Origin of the sequence: Acinetobacter sp. AOR12_HL, assembly GCF_027855275.1 — a bacterium.
Lineage (GTDB): Bacteria > Pseudomonadota > Gammaproteobacteria > Pseudomonadales > Moraxellaceae > Acinetobacter > Acinetobacter baumannii.
This window is the reverse complement of record NZ_JAKTIJ010000005.1, coordinates 228,736-252,592: the sequence shown is the minus strand read 5'-3', so window position 1 is coordinate 252,592 and position 23,857 is coordinate 228,736. Positions and strand designations below refer to the sequence as shown.

Genomic DNA, 23,857 nt, shown 5'->3' with positions numbered 1-23,857 from the left:
AATTCGCGGTTTTTTTATGAGAGTAATTTAGATTTAACGGTCAAGTGAATGAATCTGAATAGAAGGAAACTGGAATCCACGGCATGATTGCTCTGAACGCCATGCGACTGTTAAGATCATATTACCTAACACAAAGTTTTGGTAGGCAAATATCCCAATAAGCTCATGCGTACATAATCCGCCCTGATTTGTAGGATGTGCTTGGGTGTTTAAGGTATTTAAATCTAAACGTATACCCAGACCCGATGCTTTTAAAACAGCTTCTTTAGTCGTCCAGACTTTAAACCAATATTCTCTATCTTGTTCTAGACTTTGCCACGTTGCATATTCATCAGGATGAAAAGCATGTTGTGCCAGACTATCCAGACGTACTTTACGATCAAGCTCTTCAACATCTATACCAATATCTTTAACTCGCTCACTCAGCGCTAAAGCATAATATTGTTGGCTATGTGAGTGATTAAAATGCAGGGCATGGTCCAGTAAGTAAGGTTTGCCATACTCATGTTTTGCAAATACTAAATCTGTTGGTACTATCTCTAGCTTTTGAGCAATCAGTTTATTTTTAATATGTTGTATTTGCTGTTTTTTATACTCATTAAATGTACGAAAGTCGGGAAAGTCGTGTTGTTTTCGATTTAAAAAATCATTGAGTTTTCCTATATAAATGTCCACATGTTTACTATTCATTTTATTAATCCGAACCATCCATAATTCACAGCTAGCATTAAAACCTTACTGATACCTGATTAGACAATACAATAAAAAGCCCAAAGAAGACTTTGGGCTTTTTCAATTAAAAACAGATTAACGTTTAAATTTCTTTTCTGCTTTTTTGAATTTCTGAATATAACGACGACGACGTGCAGCTGTACGCTCATCAACCTGACTCTTACGACCTTCAAACGGGTTTTCAGAAGTCTTAAATTCAATTTTAACTGGTGTACCTTCAAGCTTGTAAACCTTACGGAACACATTCTCTAAATAACGGCGATAATCAGCTGGAGTCTTATCCACCTTGTTACCGTGAATCACAATAGTCGGTGGATTTTGTCCGCCCATGTGCGCATAACGCATTTTAATACGACGGCCTTGAACTGTCGGCGGCTGATGCTGATCAGTTGCATCATTCAAAATTTGTGTCAATTTCGCAGGAGATACCTTTAAGTTTGCAGACTCATAAGCACGGTGAATTGATGGATATAACTCACCCACCCCAGTACCATGTAGAGCAGAAATAAGGTGAATTCGAGCCCAAGGAATAAAGTCAAAACGGCGCTCAACATCAAGCTTACACTGCTTGCGGTCGTATTCACTCATGTTGTCCCATTTATTGATCGCAATGACCATGGCACGCCCAGCTTCCAGCGCATAGCCAATTAAATGTAAGTCTTGCTCAACAATACCTTCACGGGCGTCAACTACAACCACCACCACATGTGCGTCTTTCATTGCTTGCAAAGTTTTAACAATTGAGAATTTCTCAATCATTTCATCAACTTTACCTTTACGGCGTACACCTGCTGTATCAATTAAAGTGTATTTACGGCCTTCACGCTCGAACGGAATATAAATAGAGTCACGAGTTGTACCCGGTTGGTCAAACGCTACCACACGGTCTTCACCAAGTAAGCGATTTACTAACGTTGATTTACCTACGTTCGGACGACCAATAATTGCTAGACGCAATCCGGTATCTTTATCATGCTCTTCAGGATTTTCATCTTCTGGAATATCTTGAAGTACATCCTCAAGCATTTGTTGTACGCCACGGCCATGGCTCGCTGCAACTTGTAATGGTTCACCCATACCAAGCTTGTAGAACTCAACCAAAGCAGCTTCAGCATGAACACCATCAACCTTATTGGCAACAAGATAAATTTTCTTGCCTAAAGTACGTAATTCACGGGCAATTTGCTCATCGGAAGCTAACAATCCGGCACGCGCATCAACTACAAAAATAATAATATCTGCTTCATTGATGGCTGTTTTCGACTGCTCGGCCATGTAGTTATCGATACCGCCTTCACTTTCACCAATACCACCAGTATCAACAACAATGAAAGACTTATTTTGATAAGTCGCATCACCATATTTACGGTCACGAGTCAAACCCGCGAAGTCGGCTACAAGTGCATCACGACTCTTGGTAATCTGGTTAAATAACGTTGATTTTCCGACATTCGGACGACCAATGAGCGCAATAACGGGTTTCATACAATAACCTTAATTCAAGACCAGCCATATCTCATGGCATGAGCATTAGAAACAGTACAGGAGATATATTTTAAGGTCAGATATGACCATAATAAAAGACGGGGCTTTGAACTGATTTAATTCAAACACCCCGATATTTTTAACAGCGTAATTTGTTAAGCGGCTATTTTAGCACAAGCGAACAAAATTAACGATTCTGCCAAATACTTAAATCGCCTTTTCGGGTCGAAACATAGAGCTGATTCTCAATCACACGTAATGTATTGACCTCACCACTTGTTTTAGAACGACCAATCAACTTACCTGTTGTCGGGTCGATTAGGTGTAAGACACCATCCAAATCACCAACAATAAGATCCGATCCCAACACGGCAGGATTACTTAAATGACGGTTTAAGAGACTATCATTTTGCCAAAGCTGTTCGCCTGTTGTTAAGTCATAAGCAGTAAGCTTGCCATCAGTTGACGAAACAAACACTTTATTATCATAAACTTCTGGACGCTTAGTGCTACTTGAATCTTCACTCCAAACCACACGTTGAGAAGCAAGATCAGTAACAGTTACTTGGCCTTGGAAACTAGTCGTTACCATGAGTTGAACCGCAACAACCGGATCACCATCAATGTCAATTAAACGCTGAATATCAGAACGCCCTTCACTTACTGCAACACGGCGTTGGAAGCGCGGAATACCACTAATCGTATCAATTGCATAAACATATGCATTTGCAGAAGCAATTAAAACAGTACGAGGGTCAAGACTCACTGGCGATGGCTGACCACGTAAACTGAACTGAACATTTGGCAATTTGTATGCCCAAACTTGTTGTCCTGATGATACATCATGTGCAAATACAGTACCGTCATTTGCAATTGTAATCACGCGGCCAGACTGAACTAAAGAAGGACTTAATAAAGCACCAGATAATTGTGCAGTCCATTTTTGTTCACCGGTTGCCTGATCTAAAGCAAATAACTGACCTTTACTGTTACCAACAACAACAATACCTTCAGCTGCTTCAACACCAGAGCTTAAGCCCAATTTACTAACTTTTTTCTCCCAAAGACGTTGTTTACCACGGTATGCAGCAACTTCACCTTTAGGATCAAGGGTAAAAACAACACCTTCGCTAGCGTCAAGTTGTAAACGTAATGGATCTGCCTTATTCGTAGAAGAAACACTGCGTGAAAACACGGGCACCAAACTCTTATTTGACTCGGTCAATTTCGGTAGTGGATTTGGTTTTGCTTCTTTTACTTTGTTGCTAGAACATCCGACCAATACAGCCGATGCGATTGCAATTGCCAAAGGCAGTTTGAATTTCTGATTCATTAAGACTCTTCCACCTGTGTTTCCAAAATTGGGCGCTCAATCTGTGGATCTTCAACTAAAACGCCAACACTTTCGAGTTTAATTTGTAAAATTTGTCGCTCTTGTTTACGTTCCAGTAACGAATCCCATGCAGCTTGATATGCTTTTTTAGCAGAATCAATATCTTTCTTAGCAACAAAGATATCACCGCGTAACTCTTCTACTGTTGCTTTAAATGCCGGATCGACATCACCAGACAAGGTTTTTAGAGCTTCATCATATTTGTTTTGCGCCAATTGTGCATCTGCTAAACGCAATTTTACAACCTGAATCAGTCCTTCATCTTTTACTTTTGAATTCTCAACTTTTTTCAAAGCTTTTTCAGCAGCAGCATAATCTTGTTTTTCATATGCAAGTTTTGCCAATACAAATTGAGTTTGTATCGCCTGAACTGAATCAATATCGTCTTTTACAATCTTATCTGCCGAAGCTGTTATTGAAGCTAAAGCATTTGGATTATCGGCTGTTGCATTCGCTTCATCCATTAACTGCTGTACCTTTGCAGTTTCTGTCTGACTCGTTGCAAGGTTTCTTTTTTGCCAATATTCCCACCCGAAAAAGGCAATCAATGCAATGAGAATCCCGCTAATCATGGCAGAACCATATTTTTTGGCGAACGACTTTAAGCTGTCGAATTGTTCTTCATCACTTAAGCTCATGTGATTGTCCTTTTCCAGATGTTTCAGTTTATTTTGTAAATTTTTCAATTAAGAATGGTACAAGTTCAGCCAATGCAACTTGTGATTGCTCAGCTGTTGCCAACTCTTTGATAGCAAGCTGCTGTGCTTCCCACTCACGTTCACCCAAAATTATGGCGTAAACAGCCCCAGCCTGATCAGCTTTTTTCATCTGACTCTTCATGCTGCCTTGTGAACCAGTTTTAATGCGGATGTTACTATTCGCAGCTTCCAACTGATCACGTAATTGTTCTGCCAAAACTAATGCTTTAGATTGATAAGCAGGCTCTGCAACCAAGAAAGCTTCACAGTCACGTACAATTTCAGCTTGTTCGACTTGCTCAAGTAGAAGCAATAAACGCTCCATCCCCATTGCAAAACCGACCGCTGGAACAGACTGATCAGCCTTACCTTTTAACTGGCCAACCAAACCGTCATAGCGTCCACCTGCACATACTGTACCTTGCGAACCTAATGCTGTTGTTGTCCATTCAAAAACAGTTTTATTGTAATAATCTAGACCACGTACCAATTTTTGGTTAATTACAAATTTAATGCCTGCAGCAGTCAAATAATCTTGTAATTGTTGGAAGTGGCTTAAACTGTCTTCTTTTAAGAAGTCATGTAATTTCGGCGCATTTTCCAGAATTTTCTGAGTCGACTCAATTTTAGAATCTAAAATACGTAATGGGTTTGTTGTTAAACGGCGCTGTGAATCTTCATCCAAAGCATCTTTATGTTCATTTAAGAACGCAACCAAAGCATTACGATATTCCGTACGCTCATCTGTTTCACCCAAAGTATTCAACTCAAGTTGAACCATATGATCAACACCCATACGTTTCCACAAACGGGCAGTCAACATAATCAATTCAGCGTCAATATCTGGAGTCGCTACACCAAAAGTTTCCACGCCAAACTGGTGGAATTGGCGGTAACGGCCTTTTTGTGGTTTTTCATAACGGAACATAGGTCCCATATACCACACACGTGGCGTAGCACCACGCAACAAATTATGTTCAACTAACGCACGAACACAACCCGCTGTTCCTTCCGGACGTAAAGTCAGTGACTCAGGTGGGTTTCCTTTATCGAAGAATGTGTACATTTCTTTTTCTACGATATCGGTAGCATCACCAATAGCACGTTTAAACAGTCCCGTTTGTTCAACGATCGGCAAACGAATTTGTTGGTAACCATAAGCATCCATTAAAGATGCTAAATGCTGCTCGAGACGTCTCCACGCTGCTGTTTGCGTTGGTAAAACATCATTAAAACCTTTGATTGCGACAATTGAACTCATGATGAACTACGAATAATTTCTTTAGATTTAGCTTCTTCAAGCTCTTGAACACGTTGACGAACCATAGTTTCGATTTCATCAACCAATTGATTGGTATCAATTAAATGGCTTTTTTCACCATTACGATAAACCAATGAACGAGGCGCAGCCCCAACAACCCCGATATCTGCTTCTTTTGCTTCACCTGGGCCATTTACCTTACAGCCAATAACCGAAACGTCCATTGGTGTACGGATATCTTCTAAACGCTCTTCTAAAGCCTGCATCACCTGAATCACGTTAAATTCTTGGCGAGAACAACTTGGACAAGCAATAAAGTTAATACCATTAGAACGTAGGCCAAGCGATTTTAAGATATCAAAACCGATCTTGATTTCATCTTCAGGTTCAGCAGCAAGCGAAATACGCATCGTATCGCCAATGCCTTCCATTAATAACCCACCAAGAGCAATCGCTGATTTCACAGTACCTGTACGGTAAATACCAGCCTCGGTTACACCCAAGTGCAATGGATTATCAATTTGTTGTGAAAGCAAACGATAAGCATCCATGGTTAAAAACACATTCGATGCTTTTACGCTGACTTTAAACTCATGGAAGTCAAGACGGTCTAAAATATCAATATGACGTAAAGCTGACTCAAGAAGTGCCTGCCCTGTAGGCTCGCCATATTTTTTCTGTAAATCTTTTTCTAGAGAACCCGCGTTCACGCCAATACGCATAGAAATACCGTGATGACGTGCCGCAGCCACAACTTCACGAACTTTCTGGTCTGAACCGATATTGCCCGGGTTAATACGCAAGCAGTCCGCGCCATAATCTGCAACTGCCAAAGCAATTCTATGGTCAAAATGGATATCAGCAACTAATGGAACTGAAACACGCTTACGGATTGCACCAAAGGCTTCAGCAGCTTCCATAGAAGGTACTGAAACACGCATAATATCTGCACCTGCATCAACACAGCGCTCAATCTGAGCCACAGTTGCGTCAACATCGCAAGTTTCGGTATTTGTCATACTTTGCACACTAATAGGTGCATCGCCACCGACATAGACCGAACCAACACGGATTTTACGTGTTGGTCGACGTTTAATTGGGTTCTCTATCATTGTATCGCTCAACTCATGGTATTAGCGGGATAAACGGAATTCAGCTTTACCGTTTACCGTATATGGAGACAATGAAATCTGTTCTTGGTTTAGACTTAATGACACAGCCGTTGCATCATCAAGACGAATCTGGAATGGAGACTCACCATTTAAGGTTAAAGTCGATGCCTGACGACCCGTCGCTAAAACCTTCCCTGTTGCATCTACAATATGAACAGAAGTTGGACGGTTAAAGTTTAACACCAATTGGTCACCCACTGTTGCAGAGGTGTTCCCTTTCATAGGTAAAACTTCAACATTAGACTGATTTGCTTTTGGCAGCTCAGCATCTTCTTTGTTTGAGGTCCATTTTTGGACACCCATCACAATTAATGACACGACAGCAATAATCAAAATTGCAAGCAGTGCGCGCTTTAACCATTTTTTGTTACGATCACTATTAGAACCCGGTAATTTACCCATGATTTTAATTGGTGAGTTGTTTAAAGCATGATTTGGCAAAAGCCCAGTATCGTTTGCATAAATCTCATCAAAACGCTGGATAATTGCAGTTGCATCAGTATTTAAATACTTCGCATAAGAACGATAATAGCCTTTGATAAAAGTCGCTTCTGGCAAAGATTTATAGTCGTCTTGTTCTAACGCATTGAGCGTTTTCAGCGGCATATTTAAATCTGAAGATACTTGCTCTAATTCTTTTTTCTGAGAAACACGAATTTGACGTAAATACTCACCAGGACGTTGAATATTTCCTAAAGCAGAAGTCGGTAAGCTTGAGCCAGTTGGCTGCTGTGAATTAGGATTTATTTCCATACGGCCTCAGTACTATACTGTAATTGCAAATAACGTTGATATTCTGGACTTTCCGGGAATAAAGCACGTAACTGGTTTACTAAAACTTGCATTCCCATTTTATCCGCATTGGCTCGAGCCACTCTTAAACCAATCCAAAGTGCGCGTGCACCCTGATTTTTCTGCCCCACTGTACGAACATATTGTTCATACATTTGTGTAGCAGCCGGAATCTGCTGCTGCAAATAAAAAATTTCTGCTAACTCTAACATTGAAATGTAAGAGTCGCGGTTAGCAAGAAGTGCTTGTTTGAATGTTTTTTCAGCACTCGCAATATCGCCTAGTTTTAAATAAATTCGCCCCAGATTTTCTAAAGCCTGGTAACGTTGATCATAGCCTAATGTTGCACCAGCAATACGAAATTGCTCAATAGCATCATTATAACGCTCCATTTGGTACAAATACGTACCATAATTATTACGTGCCTGAGCATTGTCTGGTTCAGACGAAATTGCACGCTTAAAGTAATGTTCTGCTTTTTCTAAATTGGGTTTACTGCCTTCTTGTTGCAATAAAATACCCATCATCATATTTGCCGTTGCATCACGACTATCGACACTTAACGCTTGGTCAAGAGAACGCTTTGCAGAATCCAAGTCACCAGAACGAATGTATTCGGCAGCAAGCTGCGTACGCACTTTTACTGCTTTTTCCGGGTCCTTTTTAACCGTTTGCGAAGTCTGACAACCACTTGCCAAAAGTGCAACAGCAACCCCCATACATAACATGATCTTCAACTTCGGAGTACTCAAAGTCTGCCCTCAATATTATCCTTGTGTACGTAAAATCTCTTGTCGTTGAGCCACTTTCTTTTGCCACTGCTCAGCACGACGCGTACGGTCAGCAACTTGGCCGACCAATTGTCCACATGCGGCATCAATATCATCGCCACGTGTTTGACGAATCGTACACACAAATCCTGCATCAGACAAAGTTTTTTGGAAAGAGATGATACGATTTCGACTTGAGCGTCCATATGGCGCATGAGGGAACGGATTAAATGGAATCAAGTTAATTTTACTTGGTAAGTTTTTAAGTAATTTAAGCAACTGCTGTGCATGTTCAGGTTGGTCGTTCACACCTTCTAACATGACATATTCAATGGTCACATGTTTACGCGCGCTTTCATTACCATCTTTTGCAATATAACGCTGACATGCCGCAATCAACTGAGCCAATGGATATTTTTTATTAATAGGCACAAGTTCATTACGCAATTCATCATTTGGCGCATGTAGGGAAATTGCTAAAGCAACATCAATATCTTTCGCAAGTTGGTCAATTTTTGGCACAACACCTGACGTTGACAAAGTCACACGACGTTTTGACATACCATAAGCAAAGTCATCGAGCATAATGTGCATTGAGCTTAATACAGCATCGTAGTTGAGCAATGGCTCACCCATACCCATCATCACGACATTGGTCACTGAACGCTCGCGCTCAGCAACAGGCACTTCTTCCATATAAGAATAGTTTGCCATCCAAAGTTGCCCAATAATTTCATCTGGCGTTAAATCGCGCTGGAAACCTTGCTTACCTGTTGAACAAAATGAGCAGTCCAATGCGCAGCCCACTTGTGAAGAAATACACAAAGTTTTGCGTGAACCTGTTTTATCTTCGGCAGGAATTAATACAGTTTCTACTAAAGAGCCAGAACCTTCACCTACGCGAAACACCCATTTACGTGTTCCGTCTTTTGAATAATGACGGTGTACGACTTCAGGGGCTTTAATTTCACAAATTTGTTCAAGCTTTGCACGTAATTTACCTGAAATATTGGTCATTTCAGCAAAATCAGTAACAAAGTATTGATGAATCCATTTCATAACCTGACCGGCACGAAACTTTTTCTCACCAATATCTTCAAAGAATTTTTCTAATTCAGCACGTGACATGCCGAGTAAATTCACTTTTTCGGCAGCAGGCGATGCTGGCGTGGACGAAGATTGCTGCTGTCCATCAAGATTTTCAGATGAAACGACCACTGCAGAACTCATGTGTATTTACCTAAACCATGTCAAAAAAAGAATATATTGTTCAAGAATCAAACAATATGCTCTTGAGAGAATAAAAAAACCAGATAAGTAGTATACCACTTATCTGGTTTGAATGCTTTCGATTAACGAGTGCGTGGGCAGATCTCGTTGTCAGCAAAGAAGTAAGCAATTTCACGCTCTGCAGAAGCAACTGAGTCAGAACCGTGAGCAGCATTTTCGTCGATGCTTACAGCGAAATCAGCACGGATAGTACCAGGAGCCGCTTCTTTAGGGTTTGTAGCACCTAAGATTTCACGGTGAGCAAGAACTGCGTTTTCACCTTCAAGAACAGATACTACAACTGGACCAGAAGTCATGAATGCAACTAAGTCACCAAAGAAACCACGTTCTTTGTGCTCTGCATAGAAACCTTCAGCATCAGCTTGAGAAAGGTGTTTCATTTTAGTCGCAACAATTTTTAAACCCGCTTTTTCGAAACGAGCAAAAATTTCACCGATGTGGTTTTTAGACACAGCATCTGGCTTTACGATAGACAAAGTACGTTCAATTGCCATGAGTGGCTCCTTTATTTTAAGATTTAAACTTTAAAAAATTTGCCGCATTATACCGATGTCATAGGCAATAATCAGCTTTGAATGTGTAAAAGTTGCGATTTTTTCTACTGTTTTTAGCGAACTTCATCCAACCAAGCCATTTGGATAGCTTCTAGCAATCCTTCGCTTGATTTATTTGGGTCATCACTGAAGTCTGGTAACGCACAAACCCATGCATGTAAATCGGTAAACCGAATCCATTGCGGATCAACTTCTGGATGTGCTTCTGACAATTCAATGGCAATATCAATCGTATCTGTCCAACGTAAGCCCATAGCGGCTCCTATCTGTTTAATCTGCTAAATCAAGAACTGTGTACTTTAGCAAATCCACAAACCTAATCGATAGCTTAAGCTGATAAAAATTACTGTTCGTTATAAAGCAATGCCCAATAATGGCGCGACAAAAATAATCAGACTTGCTACTGCTGCACCAATAAGTGCGCCCACAATCACATCACTCGGATAGTGAAGTCCAAGTACCATACGAGACAATGCCACAAGCACCATGAACGGCAACATCGCTGCAAGCAACACAGGTTGGATATACCCCAACACAATTGTCACCATGACAGCATGTAACGTATGACCTGATGGAAAACTAAAGTGATCGAGTGGTCTTTCACCGAGAACAATCACCTGATGTACTTGGTAAGGACGTGGACGCGTGGTTTTATGTTTTAAGAATTTATAAATTGCTGTCCCAACCGAACCACCAAGTAGCAAATAGATAATTTGCAAGCTATAGGTAATGCCCTGCATTCCCCATACAATCGCCAACATAAGATACCAAAAAGGTCCGTCACCAGCACGGCTAATAATTTTAAAGAATAATGCCACACGCTGTGAATGAGAGAAATTATTGAGATATAAGCAGCCTCGTAAATCGAGATCGAGTATTTTTATTTTTGCATTCTTAAATTTCATGGTTGTTCTCCTATTTTAGGATACTTAGGTGAAGTCCGCCGAGGGTTCCTTCACTACCTGATAAAATGCCTGTTCTAATTGCTGTACCGGAAGTTGCCAACCGCTTTGCTGTACTTTATGACAGGCTTGTATGCCCATTTCTCTAAGTTGTTGTATTGAAGGAAGCTGATAAATTTGTTGTATAAAATGGTTCTTATGCCCAAGCGGGCTTAACCAACCGTTTACGCCATGTATTAAATACTGGTGTGCACATGCATAATCATACGCGATAACTGGCAAACCGCTCGCCATTGCTTCCAAAACTACGTTACCAAACGTTTCAACTTGGCTTGCAAATACAAAGACATCGGCACTTGCATATGCGACTGCCAAATCGTGCCCGCGCAAACTACCCGTAAAAATAACATTTTTCGCTTCAGGTAGTGCTTTTAATCGAGCAAGATCCGGGCCATCTCCCACCACAACCAGTTTAGTTTTCTGTTGCTGAATGTTTTGCATAGCTGCATAACTCTCAACGATCAGCTGGACTTCTTTTTCCGGTGATAAACGACCTACATACAACATGACACGTGTATTGGAATCAACGCCCCATTGCTGGCGTAAGCTTTCTGAGCGATGTTTTGGTGAAAACCGAGTAGTATCCACTCCTCGCCCAACAACGACTAGAGGACATGTAATGCCAAAACCGCGTAAAGCCTCTTCCGTATCTTTACTTGGAACACAGGTCACTTGAGTATTGTTATGGAACCAGCAAAGGTATTTTTGAATCGGCTTCACCAAAAAGGCCAAATCGAAGAACCTGCTAAAATCTTGAAACGGCGAATGAAAACCACTAGAGACCGGAATATCTTTGGCTTTTGCGGCTTGCATGGCTGTTAAACCTAACGGTCCTTCAGTCACAATATGTACGACATCTGGCACAAATTTTTCAAAAGCTTTTGAAACTTTTAAATATTGGGGCCAGCCAAATTGCAAAGTTGGATATTTTGGAATCGCTTGTGACATGACCAGACATTCTTGTTCTGGCAAAAAATCATGACATTTGGCTTTTTGCTCAGGTCGAACAAGTAGAATTTTATGCCCTTGTTTCTGTAAACCTTGGCATAACTGCAACAAAGAGAGTGCTACACCATTAATTTCAGGCGGCCATGTTTCTGTCACAATCGCAATTTTTAAACGAGGACGAACCAACTCGTGAAGTTGGTGCAATTCCTGAGTATTAGACAAATGCTGTTTTTGTTTAAAATAGAATTGGAAGCTTTCAGGAAGTTGCTGTTGTTTTAATAGTGCTGTCGCGTATGAGCCTTGCATAGCGCCATCCATCAGTATATTTATTTTCATGCTTAAAGATTAAGCAGCTTTCTTGACACTTTGATGATAAATGCATGACAGTTTACTGACATAAAAATTAAAAAAGCACGCTGAGAACAGCGTGCTTTTTCATAAAGCAGACAAGAGAACTTAACGGTTCTGCAATTTCGCATAATCCATCAATACATTCGCAGCTTCATTTACGAACGTTTCTTCTTCTGGCAACGCAGGACGTTGATTAGCTTTCATTTTGGCACGAGATTCAGCTAGAGCATCTAAAGAAGCCTGATAGCTTTCCCAGTTAGGGAAAGGTTTTTGACCTGTTGCTATACGACGTTCATTTTCAGCATCTAAAGTTTGCTTTTCTAAACTCAAAAGCTCTGCACGGCGCTTATCAATATCAAGCACAACTTGTTTCTGATCACTCGTAACCTTCGCAATTGCTGTACGTTTATTTAAATACTTAAACTGTGGATCAACAGCAACGCGTTGTTCCGAAAGTTGAGACAGCTTCGCTACATATGGCTGCACTGAACCTTCACGCTTAAATGGTGCAGTCGGAATCGTATCCCACTTCAACGCATTTTTCGATTTACGCTCACCAAACTCTTCGTTATAGATATCAACAAGCTTAATATCTGGCACTACACCTTTGTTTTGTGTACTACCACCAGTTACACGGTAGAATTTACGCTGAGTTAAGGTTGCTTGACCATATGCCAAAGTATCGAGTTGGACCTGAGCTGTACCTTTACCTGTGGTTGTACTACCAATGATAATGCCACGCTCATAATCTTGAATTGCAGCAGAGTAAATTTCACTTGCAGATGCTGATGCCAAGTTCACCAATACAGCGAGTGGACCTGTATAGATTTGCTGACCACCATCGTTGTCTTCAAATACACTTACGTTGCCATTACCATCACGAATTTGCACAACTGGACCTGACTTAATCACTTGTCCAAGCATACGTGCAACTTCTTCTAATGAGCCACCTGGGTCATTACGCAGGTCAATAATAATACCTTCAACTTTCTTGGCTTTTAATGCCTCAAACGCATTTGCAGTATCTTCAGAAACTGAGCGATATTGTTGACCGGCACGACGTGAACGATAGTCAAAATAGAACGATGGAATTTCAATCACACCTAATAGATGCTTTTTACCATCACGTGTCACTTCAACTGTACGTGAACGAACACCGGCATCTTCTTCTTGAATAACATCACGTACCAAAGTCACATTGCGTGCTTGACTCATTGATGCACCAGCACCAAGAAGCTTCAACGTTACTTTTGTACCGCGCTTACCACGAATCAACCCAACAATTTCCGAACTCGACCAGCCGACCACATCGATCATTTTGCCGCCCTCTTGAGCGACACCAACGATTCGGTCTCCTGATTTCACTTGACCAGACTTACTTGCAGGACCACCTTCTACAATAGTTTCAATCTTGGTGTAATCTTCATTACCACGTTCTGGGCGAATCGATACCCCAATACCTTCAAGTTGTAAGGTTGTTTGGCGGTTCAGCTCTATCGCATCAATTGGCGGATAATAGTTACTGTGCGGATCATAAGTTGCCAACATTGCATTTAATGTTTTATCCAACACATCGTCGCTTTTCACACGACTAATTCTTTCAAGCTGACGCGTATAACGCTTAGTCAACGTCTGAGCTGGCGTTAAATCTTCTGGGCCTGTTAAGTCTTGACCATCAGCAAGTGAAGGGTTTTCTTTTAACGCCTTTTGTTTCGCCTGCTCTTCTTCACGGCTAATCGTTAAATTAATTAACTGAGAAACCAGCATTTTACGCCAGTGATTTTGCTGTTCAGCTGACGTTTTAAAATACGGTGCTTTTTCGCGGTCTACTTCAATAAAAGTATTTGGCTGTTTTAAATTTTGTGGTTTCTTCAACTCAGCAAGCATGAACTCATAAAACTGTTTTAAGCGCTCACGATATTGCTGGTGAATAGCAAATGGCCCAGTTAAATTCCCCGCTTTTAATGAAGCACCAAAATTTGAACCATAGAGCTTTTTATAGTTTTGAACTTCAGCGTCTAAAAATAATGAGTGGTCCGGATCAAGACTGTCTAAGTACATATCAAGAATACGGTTAGATGTGTTCGCATCCAGACGCATATTTAAATAATGTTGGCGGTCTACTAAAGTTGCCAGTTGACGAGCCACCAAGGCTTGCTCTTGCGTTGGCTGGATCGATTGAGAAACAGCAGCAGTATTGGTTGCTGCTCTTGCTTCGTTCATCGTATGAGAGAAGAATAAACCGCCAGTCGCGATTGCTACTGCACAAGCTATAGTTTGAAGTTTCATAAATTCTTAATACTTCCTTGGGTGTTCGTATCTTACACGCTCTGTTTTCGATATGAACTAAGCAGATTCAACATCTTAACCAACTAAATTGTTTATACCGTGTAGTTTTATCATATTCTGTACTGACAAAATGTAGCAAATCATTGCAAAATTCGCTTATTGTTTTTCAATCAAAATTCAAATGGAACCAATATGATTGGCGCGTTGATGCTGGACATAGCCGGCACAGAACTTACTCAAGAAGATATTGAACTATTACAAGCTCCGCAAGTCGGTGGCATGATTTTATTTGCACGAAATATTGAATCACCACAACAAGTCCGTGCTTTAACCGACCATATGCGCCAAGTTCGCCCAGATATTTTGATTGCTGTCGACCAAGAAGGTGGTCGCGTTCAACGTCTAAAATCTGGCTTTACATTATTGCCAGCCATGGGCCGTTTTGGCGAGCTCTATATCACTCAACCTCAAAAAGCACTTGAATTAGCTGAACAGTGCGGCTGGTTAATGGCAACTGAAGTTTTGGCTGTGGGGATCGATTTTAGTTTTGCGCCAGTTTTAGATCTGAATGCAATTAGCGATGTAATTGGTGACCGTGGCTTCTCTAAAAATATCGAAGATATCGCTCCACTTGCTGGTGCATTTATGCGCGGTATGAAAAAAGCCGGCATGGCAAATACCGGTAAGCACTTCCCTGGTCACGGTTCGGTAAAAGCCGATTCACATGTCGCAGCCGCAATCGATAGCCGTAGCTATGACGAAATTTATAATCATGACATGCAAAGCTTTATTAAGCTTATGCCTGAGCTAGATGCGCTCATGCCTGCACATGTGATTTATGATCAGGTTGACCCAAATCCGGCAGGTTTCTCACCTTTCTGGATTCAAGAAGTCCTTCGTAATCGCTTGAAGTTTAATGGCGTACTTTTCTCCGATGACTTAAGCATGCAAGCTGCTTGTGTCGCTGGGGGTGCAGACGCGCGTATTCAAGCAGCTCTGGCAGCAGGCTGTGATATGGGGCTAGTGTGTAATGACCGTAGTGCAGCATGTACAGCACTCGATGGTATTGCAAACTTAGAACTACCAAATCAAGAGCGTTTAGAACGTATGCGTGGTCGAATTCCACAAATCCAAGTTGGTGAAACTTTATCGCTTGGAAATGACTGGCAAGCTGTCAAAACAGCCATTGAAGAGTTTAAAAATTCGATTTAAGTTAGTAAAATTTTAATTGGCTACAAAAACCTATTCACTATCTGATACGCGGATAAGTCATACGCAACCTGCTCATCTGCTGAAGGATATTGATTGCTTCAATATATTTGATAGATGCAGAAAGTGAACAGGTTTTGCGTATGACAATGGTTTTGGTTACTTTTCCCGAAAGAAAAGTAACTCCAACTGAAAGTTCATCCCAGAATGCCAACCTAATTGACAGGGCTCCGCCATGCAGGTTCATTCACCATCAATGCATTAGAACCTCTTCATTGTTATTAATAATGAAGATCACACAAAAACAATAAATCGAGTTCAGGACGAATGACACAACACCTTTCAAAACACCGCCACATCTCTTTTACAGCCCACTATACGGGTTATATCTGGTATCAAATGGGGATCTCACATGAAGCACTTGCCACCAGCAAAGGCAAATCACTGGCATATTTAGTTCACCCATTAGAGTCTTGGGCAGAGAAATATGTGGGCGGCAGCATGCGCACGACGCTTAAACAGCGCCATACCATGCTTGATCATGATTTAGAGAAGTTAATTCAAGAAAACCCTGATTTACAGGTGCTTGAAATTGCTTGTGGTTTATCACCACGTGGTTGGTGGTTTAGGCAGCATTATCCTTCCATTAGCTATCGAGAGCTTGATTTGCCCGATATGGCTCAGACAAAGCAAAATGCATTACAACAAATTGAAAAAAATGCACCTGAAGTTTTATCAGTCGATTTATTTACCGAAGCCTTTGCTCAAGCATTCGAAGTGTTTGACTCTAATCGCCCATTAGTTGTAATCAGTGAAGGTTTAATTAACTATTTTGATAAAGACTTATTAAAGCAACTGATCCAATCCATTGCCCACTATGGCGCTTCCTTTAAAAAGCTTCATTATTTAACTGACCTGTATCCTGAACCCGTTAAAAACAAACTTGCTAGTATTATCTGGAACAGTAGTAAATTACTTAAACTTATGTCTCGAAGCTCATTTAGTTTTCATTTTAAGACTCCACTAGAAGTGAAAGACTTTTTTAAAGATGCAGGCTTTAGTCAAGTTAACGTTGAACAACCTCAAATATTCTTTGGACAAGTTTCTAAAAACAGCGATGAAGAGCATTTAGGCGACTTAGTCTGGACTATCCATGCTCAATTAAAATAAAAAATGGAAGCCTCGTGAGTTTTGAGGCTTCCAAATCATAAAAGAATTAAACGTTAAGCTGCTTGTTTCTGGCGAGCAATGAAGCGGCTTAAACGGTCAGCAAGCTCAAAGCTACCATGTTTAAATAAGGCACGGACTCCTTGTTCAGTAGCTTCAAAAATTAAACACTCAATCGAGAAAGCACCCTCTTCATCTTCTAAATGTAAAGCCAAATCACGTGGATGTTCATTTACAAACTCAAGCTGTGCTACATCATCTAATTTCAAATACATTCCAAAAAAAGTCACGTCAACAATCGTCACTGGCACCTCTGTTTCACATTCACGGTGGCTCAGTTTCGTTTTAGGCTGGAGAACTGGTATACGCTCTTCACCTCGGCGTTCCATGTTTTGCATTTGCTCACGCGTCATTGGAATAATGCCATCCAGATTTTGGATAGATTCACCTTTCAAAAATGAAGTGAACAAACTCATAGTTTCTTTACGGCGCTGGAGCTGCGGCACATGGTCGGCGTTAGCAATCAGAGCAAATTCCATATCCGGACATTGCAAAGCAAAATTGGCATTTTCATGAGGCAAAGTAAAACTATCGTACTGCCCTGCTGCGACCAGTGTCTTACATTCTGGAATAGGTACATCTGTTAAACGCAAAAGGCGATTACAGTTAATTTCATAACGTTCTCTTTCAGTACCCGTAAATTCTGCCATTTGCCTAAAAAATAATTTTTTAGCTGTAGGCGACATACGTGTTTTATCTAATTTGGCATGATTCACCAAATATAAAATTACCGCTTGCCCAAACTCTTCCATACGATTTTCTTGCATGAGTTTGAGCGACTCTTCCAGAATCATCCGCCAGCTTTTACGGGTCTTTTGCATGACACCCATTAAAATCATACGGTCCATCAAATCTGGACGATGATAAGCAAAACATGAAGCAACAACTGAACCCAACGACATTCCCATTACAGAAACTTTTTGAATTCCGACGATATCTAGCCAACGTCCTAACATTTCCGACAAATCGGGAAGCTCTAATGTTCCAGCAGAAATTCCGGTATCTCGATTGGTAATTTGTTGATTTGCGCCCATAGATGGCAAGTCGATTAAAATCACCGGGCCACTTTCAAATAGTTGCTCAACACAATATTTATACGAGTTAAAATTTTGAAAAGCACCACCAACAATCACAATCGGTGTTTTGTGAATCGTTTGTGGGTCTGCAATCGCCATGTATTCAATTTTCCAACCGTCAATCCATGTGGTACGAGCCGGCTGTTTAAAACTATCTCTATGGTAGATATCGAAAAACCCAAAACCGGCATAAGCTTGGTTTATCTCCGAATCCATTTGAATAATGGAATTCATATCCTTGCTTCCTCCTTGCTGTAATTTTTTTATGCTGCAAGAGTTCCTTCTTGAACATGTAATCTTTTATGCACAAATCTTTAAAATTTGTATTAGTTTGTATTGCACAAGTCCATTCTAAACAATTGTCTGAAATATACGCAATCGCTGAATTGACCGCTCATCCTGTTTAAGCCGCGAATAGTTTGCAAAATATTTAAATGTTTTTTTATAGCGGTCACATTTTTCCAAAAAAGCCATTCATTGTTCCGCATTTGACTGCTACTATCGTAGTCATTGGTAAATGATTAAAAAATGCTATGCAAGATTCAATTGAACAATATATGCAAAAAGTTGGGCAACAAGCACGTGATGCTTCACGCGTCTTAACAAGTGCTTCTACCTCACTTAAAAATCATGCACTCTCTGCTATTTATACTGCTTTGGAAAACAACCAAGCAGCTATCTTGGCGGCGAATCAAATCGACATGGAAAAAGGTCGTAGCAACCAGCTCGACAGCGCCTTACTTGATCGTCTTGAGCTTACGCCCGCACGTTTTAAAGGGATGTTGCAAGGTTTAAAAGATGTGATCGCGCTTGTCGATCCAATTGGGGAAATTACGGATCTTGCATATCGCCCCACAGGCATTCAAATTGGGAAAATGCGTGTACCTCTAGGTGTCGTTGGTATGATTTACGAATCACGTCCAAATGTCACACTTGAAGCTGCATCTTTAGCAATTAAATCGGGCAATGCCATTATTTTACGTGGTGGCTCAGAAGCACTTGAGTCAAATAAAGCAATCGCAGAAGCGGTGAAGCATGGCTTAAAAGTTGCTGGTTTACCTGAGCACTCAGTACAAGTGATTGAAACTTCTGACCGCGCAGCGGTTGGTCACCTCATTACTATGGCTGAGTATGTAGATGTCATTGTTCCACGTGGTGGTAAAAGCTTAATTGAGCGTGTAACCAACGAAGCTCGTATTCCTGTAATTAAGCATCTTGATGGTAACTGTCATGTGTTTGTGGAAGCACAAGCAGACTTACAAAAAGCATTACCAATTACCTTGAATGCTAAAACACATCGTTACGGCGTTTGTAATGCAATGGAAACTCTGCTCGTTGATGAAAAAATTGCAGAAGTTTTCTTACCACACATTGCTGAGCTTTATGCTGAAAAACAAGTTGAGTTACGTGGTTGCCCAGAAACACGTCGTATTTTGGGTACTACTGTAAAACCTGCGACAGAAGAAGATTGGTATACCGAATATTTAGGGCCAATTCTTGCAGTTAAAGTGGTTAGCGGTATTGATGAAGCAATTGACCATATCAACAAATATGGTTCGCATCATACCGATGCAATTGTGACAGAGAACTACACTTTAGCTCGTCAGTTCTTGGCTCGTGTAGATTCAAGCTCTGTCGTAGTTAATGCATCAACTCGTTTTGCCGATGGCTTTGAATATGGTTTAGGTGCTGAAATTGGTATCTCAACAGATAAGATTCATGCACGCGGCCCTGTTGGCTTAGAAGGTTTAACTTCTCAAAAATGGATTGTGTTAGGTGACGGTCAAATTCGTCAATAAGCCTCCTACTTAAATAAAAACGCCTGATCCATATCAGGCGTTTTTATTTTGTTATTTCCCATAAAAAAGCCAGCCCGAAGGCTGGTTTTTTTAACCATAGATCAATTAGAAAATAAAGTCGGTATTCACAAATTTAGAATAGTGCTCAGACACCATAGAAGCCAGCATACCTTTACTGTCATCCGTCTGTTTAGCCGCAATCATAGAGCGAATCGAGAATGCACGAAGCGCATCATGCACAGAAAGTGTACCTTCTGCAGAATCTTTACGGCCACCAAATGGGAATACATCAGGACCACGTTGACACTGACAGTTGATGTTTACACGACAAACTTGATGTACGAGTGTGTCGACTAAATGGCCAATTTGCGCTGGGTCACTACCAAAAATACTCACCTGCTGACCATGATCAGAAGTAGTGACATAATCCAATACAGTTTCAATATCATCATAAACAGCAACTGGTACCACTGGACCAAACTGTTCTTCGCGATACAGTCTCATCCCCTCAGTCACTGGATAAACTACGGCCGGATAGAACATGGTTTTGCAAAATTCACCACCTTCCGGATTAACCACTTTTGCTCCTTTTGCCACAGCATCTTCAATCACTTCAGTCATGTAGGCTGTACGGTGCATGCCCGGTAGCGGCGTAATAGATACACCTTTTTCCCACGGCATACCTACTTTCAACTTAGCCAGCTCAGTCGTTAAACGGTTAACAAACTCATCGGCTATCGAACGGTGCACCATCAGCATTTTTAAAGCTGTACAACGCTGACCATTGAATGACAATGCACCCAACAGGCACTCTTTCACTGTCAGGTCCAAATCAGCATCTGGCAAAATGATAGCTGCATTCTTCGCATCCAACCCCAAAATCGCACGCAGACGGTGAGATTTAGGATGTTGCTTTTTCAAGTGGTCGGCCACTTTACTAGAACCAATCAGTGCCAGTACATTAATTTGCCCAGATGCCAGCAAATGCGGCACCACTAGAGAACCTGGTGCATAAATGGTATTGATCACCCCTTTTGGAAATGAATCACGAAATGCCTCTAGCAATGGTTCAAATAGTAAGGTTCCAAATTGAGGTGGTTTAAAAATAATAGTATTACCCATCAGCATAGCCGGGATCAGGGTTGCGAAGGTTTCGTTCAGCGGGTAGTTGTATGGTCCCATACACAACACAACACCTAATGGAGTACGACGAATTTGACCAATGGTGCCTTCAGCAATTACAAAGCGGGAGTTAGCATTATCCAGATCTTTCAGGGCATCAATGGTTTGACGCATGTAGGTAATAGTACGATCAAATTCTTTCTCTGAATCGGCCAAGCTCTTGCCAATTTCCCACATGATCAGCTTAATAATCAAATCTCGTTGCTCTACCATGCGCTGAATGAAATTTTGCATACATGCAATACGCTCACTAACCTTCATCATTGGCCATTCGCCACGACCATTGTTATAAGCTCGTACCGCTGCTTCTAATGCTTCATCGCTTTCTTTTTCGCCCATGACTGGGTAACTACCAAGTTCAACTTGCTGTAGGCTACCGTCAGGCTGCTGTATCCAGATCGGAGATAATGTTTTCTTGGTTGCACCAGCCCATAACTTCAACTCACCATCCACGAGTGAGACACGCTGATGAATTTGAGATGGCAAACGTACACTTTCAGGAATACCGTCCACTACTGGAAATTTATGCTGTAAATTATTTAACTGATTCATTCTTCTTAATACCTTATTATTTGTATGTCTTTTATATATTCCCGAACTCGCCCCTGTAATCAGGTTTTATTCGGATCAATACCACTATTATTATCAGTACTCACCTTGCTTGAACCGTAGACCACAAGGTGAATTCTTAAAGCATGGATAGTTTCGATATTTTCTAGATGAATTTACCCCCGACACACACTATCAGTTACCCCTAGCTTCTGGATAACTTGTTCAATGATCTGTTCTGGTGTGAGAGCAATATCAATAGCAATTGCTTCATTCACATCAGGTTCCTCTAATGTATCTAGTTGGGTTTGTAACAATGCTGGATCAAAAAAATGACCAGATCTTTCTGCAAGTCTTTGCTGTAATAGTTCATAAGAACCTTTTAGATATACAAACTTAACATTTTGGTCCTGCCCTCTTAAAATATCGCGATACATCCGCTTTAAAGATGAGCATGTAAACACAGCCGTTTCACCATCTCTTTGTTTTGCTTCAATTGCCTGACGAATAGCTTGCAACCACGGCAAGCGGTCTTCATCGGTTAAAGGGATACCTTGGCTCATCTTACTTTTATTTGCAGCTGAATGAAGCGTATCGCCATCAAGAAACTCACAAGCCAAACGCTCTGATAACAACTCACCAATAAGGGTTTTCCCTGTGCCACAAACACCCATTGCTATCACTATCATGGATTACCTACCTCTAATTACAAAACAGCACTAAGCAACAATGTGAAAGACAAACCAAGTACCGAAATAATTGTTTCCAGTACAGACCAAGTCTTCAGTGTCTGCCCAACTGTCATTCCAAAATATTCTTTGATTAGCCAGAAACCAGCATCGTTTACATGCGAGAAAATTAATGATCCAGAACCTGTCGCTAATACTAAAAGTTCAGGTCTAACGACTACACCTGCTGCTGCCGCAATAGGTGCAACAATGCTACAAGCCGTGGCCATCGCAACAGTAGCCGAACCTGTTGCCAGACGTATGAGAGCAGCAACAAGCCATCCTAATAACAATGGTGAAAGGTTTGCTTTTAAAGCAGTAGAGACGATTTCATTAGAAATTCCGCTGTCTCTTAAAATACCGCCGAAACCGCCACCAGCACCAACAATCAGCAAAATACCCGCAATTGAAGCTAGACATCCACCACAGAATTTTTCAATTTGTTCACGGTTAAAACCCTGCATGGTGCCAAAAGTAATAAAGCTGACCAAAACAGCAATAAGCAATGCAATATCAGAAGTACCAATAAAGCGTAATAACTCATTTGGGAACGTTTTTGGTGCAAAGAAAACATCTGCCCAACTACCAACTAGCATCAATGCAACTGGTAGCATGATCGTAAATAAGGTAATCCCAAAGCTCGGCAATTCACGTGTGTTGTTAGCATCTGCTTCAACAAACTGCTTTGCTAAAGGATTATTTTCAGGCAATTTGACATATTTGTTGATCCATAATGCATACAATGGACCTGCAACAACCGCCGTCGGGACGCCAACCAACAAACTGTACATAATGGTTTTACCGATGTCGGCATGGTAAGCCTGTACCGCAAGCAAAGCGGCTGGATGCGGTGGAATCAACCCATGTACGACCGATAGACCCGCAACCATAGGTAAACCAACAATTAATAATGATTTACCTGTACGTTTGGCAATATTGAATGCAATTGGAATAAGAAGTACAAAACCAACTTCAAAAAATACCGGAAGCCCTACAATTAACGCAATGAACATCATGGCCCAGTGAATATGTTTTTCACCAAACCATTTAATTAAAGTAATTGCTATTCGCTCTGCACCACCTGACTCGGCCATCATCTTGCCAAGCATGGTTCCTAACGCAATCACAATCGCAAGGTGACCTAGTGTTTTACCGGTACCTGCTTCATATGATTTAACAATCCCGTCCATTGGCATGCCAACTGCAAGAGCTAAACCAAGAGAAACAATAATAAGAACTAAAAAGGGGTAAATTCTAAACTTCGCGATCATGACAATCAAAGCAACGATCGCAATTAAAGTATAGACAAGCAACATGCCACCCTGAACCGTCTCCATGTGACACTTTCTCCTTGGAATAATGTTATCTAGGCACTGCCTAAATAAAGGTC

General features: G+C 41.0%; 21 protein-coding genes. 3 read left to right on the top strand and 18 right to left on the bottom strand.

What is annotated here, in order from left to right:
- Positions 1 to 33: 33 nt before the first annotated feature.
- The 14 genes from MKL36_RS02250 to MKL36_RS02185 form a co-directional block, all read right to left on the bottom strand.
- A complete protein-coding gene (locus tag MKL36_RS02250; protein ID WP_021510538.1) occupies positions 34 to 690 on the bottom strand; it encodes a 4'-phosphopantetheinyl transferase family protein in 657 nt (218 codons plus the stop codon).
- A 117-nt stretch (positions 691 to 807) separates the two neighbouring features.
- Positions 808 to 2,217, bottom strand: a complete 1,410-nt coding sequence (gene der / locus MKL36_RS02245) for a ribosome biogenesis GTPase Der (protein ID WP_000805592.1) — start codon at positions 2,215 to 2,217, stop codon at positions 808 to 810.
- Positions 2,218 to 2,404: 187 nt separating this feature from the next.
- Positions 2,405 to 3,550 (bottom strand): outer membrane protein assembly factor BamB, encoded by a 1,146-nt coding sequence (bamB, locus tag MKL36_RS02240; RefSeq protein ID WP_021510537.1) that lies wholly within the window; start codon positions 3,548 to 3,550, stop codon positions 2,405 to 2,407.
- Positions 3,550 to 4,248 (bottom strand): YfgM family protein, encoded by a 699-nt coding sequence (locus MKL36_RS02235; protein WP_000058788.1) that lies wholly within the window; start codon positions 4,246 to 4,248, stop codon positions 3,550 to 3,552. Before MKL36_RS02235 ends, bamB begins: the two co-directional genes overlap by 1 nt.
- A gap of 28 nt (positions 4,249 to 4,276) precedes the next feature.
- Positions 4,277 to 5,569 carry a histidine--tRNA ligase gene (hisS, locus tag MKL36_RS02230; protein WP_000095253.1) on the bottom strand — a complete coding sequence of 431 codons (1,293 nt, stop codon included), beginning with the start codon at positions 5,567 to 5,569 and terminating at the stop codon, positions 4,277 to 4,279.
- The gene (ispG, locus tag MKL36_RS02225; protein ID WP_000572095.1) at positions 5,566 to 6,681 is read right to left on the bottom strand and encodes a flavodoxin-dependent (E)-4-hydroxy-3-methylbut-2-enyl-diphosphate synthase; all 1,116 of its coding nucleotides are present in this window, start codon (positions 6,679 to 6,681) and stop codon (positions 5,566 to 5,568) included. Before ispG ends, hisS begins: the two co-directional genes overlap by 4 nt.
- 21 nt (positions 6,682 to 6,702) lie before the next feature.
- Positions 6,703 to 7,494 (bottom strand): helix-turn-helix domain-containing protein, encoded by a 792-nt coding sequence (locus MKL36_RS02220; protein ID WP_000405163.1) that lies wholly within the window; start codon positions 7,492 to 7,494, stop codon positions 6,703 to 6,705.
- Positions 7,485 to 8,285, bottom strand: coding sequence for a type IV pilus biogenesis/stability protein PilW (gene pilW / locus MKL36_RS02215; protein ID WP_004738086.1), 801 nt, complete (start codon positions 8,283 to 8,285; stop codon positions 7,485 to 7,487). The genes MKL36_RS02220 and pilW overlap by 10 nt, the downstream gene beginning before the upstream one ends.
- A 15-nt stretch (positions 8,286 to 8,300) precedes the next feature.
- Positions 8,301 to 9,533 (bottom strand): 23S rRNA (adenine(2503)-C(2))-methyltransferase RlmN, encoded by a 1,233-nt coding sequence (gene rlmN, locus MKL36_RS02210; RefSeq protein WP_000093084.1) that lies wholly within the window; start codon positions 9,531 to 9,533, stop codon positions 8,301 to 8,303.
- A gap of 122 nt (positions 9,534 to 9,655) precedes the next feature.
- On the bottom strand, positions 9,656 to 10,087 hold the full coding sequence (gene ndk / locus MKL36_RS02205) for a nucleoside-diphosphate kinase (RefSeq protein ID WP_000963851.1): 432 nt from the start codon (positions 10,085 to 10,087) through the stop codon (positions 9,656 to 9,658).
- Positions 10,088 to 10,200: 113 nt separating this feature from the next.
- Complete coding sequence (gene iscX, locus MKL36_RS02200; RefSeq protein ID WP_000524328.1) at positions 10,201 to 10,401, bottom strand: Fe-S cluster assembly protein IscX; 201 nt, start codon at positions 10,399 to 10,401, stop codon at positions 10,201 to 10,203.
- Positions 10,402 to 10,500: 99 nt separating this feature from the next.
- Positions 10,501 to 11,052, bottom strand: coding sequence for a phosphatase PAP2 family protein (locus tag MKL36_RS02195; protein ID WP_000669565.1), 552 nt, complete (start codon positions 11,050 to 11,052; stop codon positions 10,501 to 10,503).
- Positions 11,053 to 11,076: 24 nt separating this feature from the next.
- On the bottom strand, positions 11,077 to 12,375 hold the full coding sequence (locus MKL36_RS02190; protein WP_086374126.1) for a glycosyltransferase family 4 protein: 1,299 nt from the start codon (positions 12,373 to 12,375) through the stop codon (positions 11,077 to 11,079).
- Positions 12,376 to 12,513: 138 nt separating this feature from the next.
- Positions 12,514 to 14,697, bottom strand: coding sequence for a carboxy terminal-processing peptidase (locus MKL36_RS02185; protein WP_000776302.1), 2,184 nt, complete (start codon positions 14,695 to 14,697; stop codon positions 12,514 to 12,516).
- A 192-nt stretch (positions 14,698 to 14,889) separates the two neighbouring features.
- On the opposite strand from MKL36_RS02185, the gene nagZ reads away from it, so the two are divergent.
- Both nagZ and MKL36_RS02175 read left to right on the top strand, forming a co-directional pair.
- The gene (gene nagZ / locus MKL36_RS02180; protein WP_000578583.1) at positions 14,890 to 15,909 is read left to right on the top strand and encodes a beta-N-acetylhexosaminidase; all 1,020 of its coding nucleotides are present in this window, start codon (positions 14,890 to 14,892) and stop codon (positions 15,907 to 15,909) included.
- Positions 15,910 to 16,233: 324 nt separating this feature from the next.
- Positions 16,234 to 17,076 carry a class I SAM-dependent methyltransferase gene (locus MKL36_RS02175; protein WP_000191938.1) on the top strand — a complete coding sequence of 281 codons (843 nt, stop codon included), beginning with the start codon at positions 16,234 to 16,236 and terminating at the stop codon, positions 17,074 to 17,076.
- Between the two features lie 53 nt (positions 17,077 to 17,129).
- Here MKL36_RS02175 and MKL36_RS02170 read toward each other — a convergent pair whose 3' ends face one another.
- Entirely contained in the window at positions 17,130 to 18,443 is a 1,314-nt protein-coding gene (locus MKL36_RS02170) for an alpha/beta fold hydrolase (protein WP_001084486.1), read from the bottom strand.
- 299 nt (positions 18,444 to 18,742) lie between these two features.
- Between MKL36_RS02170 and MKL36_RS02165 the strand changes: the two genes are divergently transcribed.
- The gene (locus tag MKL36_RS02165) at positions 18,743 to 20,008 is read left to right on the top strand and encodes a glutamate-5-semialdehyde dehydrogenase (protein ID WP_001154159.1); all 1,266 of its coding nucleotides are present in this window, start codon (positions 18,743 to 18,745) and stop codon (positions 20,006 to 20,008) included.
- A gap of 105 nt (positions 20,009 to 20,113) precedes the next feature.
- Here MKL36_RS02165 and MKL36_RS02160 read toward each other — a convergent pair whose 3' ends face one another.
- The 3 genes from MKL36_RS02160 to MKL36_RS02150 all read right to left on the bottom strand — a co-directional run bounded on the left by MKL36_RS02160 (position 20,114) and on the right by MKL36_RS02150 (position 23,804).
- Positions 20,114 to 21,742, bottom strand: coding sequence for an NADP-dependent glyceraldehyde-3-phosphate dehydrogenase (locus MKL36_RS02160; RefSeq protein ID WP_001072702.1), 1,629 nt, complete (start codon positions 21,740 to 21,742; stop codon positions 20,114 to 20,116).
- A 173-nt stretch (positions 21,743 to 21,915) separates the two neighbouring features.
- Positions 21,916 to 22,428: a gluconokinase gene (locus MKL36_RS02155; RefSeq protein WP_001978744.1), complete on the bottom strand. Its 513-nt coding sequence runs from the start codon at positions 22,426 to 22,428 to the stop codon at positions 21,916 to 21,918.
- Positions 22,429 to 22,445: 17 nt separating this feature from the next.
- A complete protein-coding gene (locus MKL36_RS02150; RefSeq protein WP_000450961.1) occupies positions 22,446 to 23,804 on the bottom strand; it encodes a GntT/GntP/DsdX family permease in 1,359 nt (452 codons plus the stop codon).
- Positions 23,805 to 23,857: the final 53 nt, after the last annotated feature.

Coding starts and splice junctions, on each gene's coding strand:
- MKL36_RS02250 (WP_021510538.1), bottom strand. CDS start 690: ATGAATAGTAAACATGTGGACATTTATATAGGAAAACTCAATGATTTT.
- der (WP_000805592.1), bottom strand. CDS start 2,217: ATGAAACCCGTTATTGCGCTCATTGGTCGTCCGAATGTCGGAAAATCA.
- bamB (WP_021510537.1), bottom strand. CDS start 3,550: ATGAATCAGAAATTCAAACTGCCTTTGGCAATTGCAATCGCATCGGCT.
- MKL36_RS02235 (WP_000058788.1), bottom strand. CDS start 4,248: ATGAGCTTAAGTGATGAAGAACAATTCGACAGCTTAAAGTCGTTCGCC.
- hisS (WP_000095253.1), bottom strand. CDS start 5,569: ATGAGTTCAATTGTCGCAATCAAAGGTTTTAATGATGTTTTACCAACG.
- ispG (WP_000572095.1), bottom strand. CDS start 6,681: ATGATAGAGAACCCAATTAAACGTCGACCAACACGTAAAATCCGTGTT.
- MKL36_RS02220 (WP_000405163.1), bottom strand. CDS start 7,494: ATGGAAATAAATCCTAATTCACAGCAGCCAACTGGCTCAAGCTTACCG.
- rlmN (WP_000093084.1), bottom strand. CDS start 9,533: ATGAGTTCTGCAGTGGTCGTTTCATCTGAAAATCTTGATGGACAGCAG.
- ndk (WP_000963851.1), bottom strand. CDS start 10,087: ATGGCAATTGAACGTACTTTGTCTATCGTAAAGCCAGATGCTGTGTCT.
- iscX (WP_000524328.1), bottom strand. CDS start 10,401: ATGGGCTTACGTTGGACAGATACGATTGATATTGCCATTGAATTGTCA.
- MKL36_RS02195 (WP_000669565.1), bottom strand. CDS start 11,052: ATGAAATTTAAGAATGCAAAAATAAAAATACTCGATCTCGATTTACGA.
- MKL36_RS02190 (WP_086374126.1), bottom strand. CDS start 12,375: ATGGATGGCGCTATGCAAGGCTCATACGCGACAGCACTATTAAAACAA.
- MKL36_RS02185 (WP_000776302.1), bottom strand. CDS start 14,697: ATGAAACTTCAAACTATAGCTTGTGCAGTAGCAATCGCGACTGGCGGT.
- nagZ (WP_000578583.1), top strand. CDS start 14,890: ATGATTGGCGCGTTGATGCTGGACATAGCCGGCACAGAACTTACTCAA.
- MKL36_RS02175 (WP_000191938.1), top strand. CDS start 16,234: ATGACACAACACCTTTCAAAACACCGCCACATCTCTTTTACAGCCCAC.
- MKL36_RS02170 (WP_001084486.1), bottom strand. CDS start 18,443: ATGAATTCCATTATTCAAATGGATTCGGAGATAAACCAAGCTTATGCC.
- MKL36_RS02165 (WP_001154159.1), top strand. CDS start 18,743: ATGCAAGATTCAATTGAACAATATATGCAAAAAGTTGGGCAACAAGCA.
- MKL36_RS02160 (WP_001072702.1), bottom strand. CDS start 21,742: ATGAATCAGTTAAATAATTTACAGCATAAATTTCCAGTAGTGGACGGT.
- MKL36_RS02155 (WP_001978744.1), bottom strand. CDS start 22,428: ATGATAGTGATAGCAATGGGTGTTTGTGGCACAGGGAAAACCCTTATT.
- MKL36_RS02150 (WP_000450961.1), bottom strand. CDS start 23,804: ATGGAGACGGTTCAGGGTGGCATGTTGCTTGTCTATACTTTAATTGCG.